Source organism: Neisseria sp. P0009.S007 (assembly GCF_051962515.1).
Genome location: NZ_JBQCVF010001207.1, coordinates 1 through 250 on the forward strand (window position 1 = coordinate 1; position 250 = coordinate 250).

Sequence of the window (250 nt, forward strand, 5' to 3'; positions counted from 1 at the left end):
GGCACCATGTTGTTGACGGTAGTCCACGATGGCTTTGGCTTTGGCAGGGCCGATACCGGGCAGGGCTTCCAACTCGGACGGGGAAGCGGTATTGATGTTGACGGCGGCCAGCGACAGCGAAGCGGTCAGCAGGGAGAGGGCGGCAAAGAGGAATTTTTTCATAAGAAGATACTCCATAGTTTGTGAATGCGGATGATGCCTGTGTGTGCGGCACCGTAAAATAGTTGGCTATCATATCCGTCTTACCGTT

The 250-nt window shown here is 54.0% G+C and carries 1 protein-coding gene; it reads right to left on the reverse strand.

Annotated elements, in window-relative coordinates; translation table 11 throughout:
- Positions 1–162 (reverse strand): ComEA family DNA-binding protein (locus tag ACTHS3_RS18330; protein WP_440368850.1); only part of this gene is annotated, 162 nt, incomplete at its 3' end.
- Between the last annotated feature and the right edge of the window lie 88 nt (positions 163–250).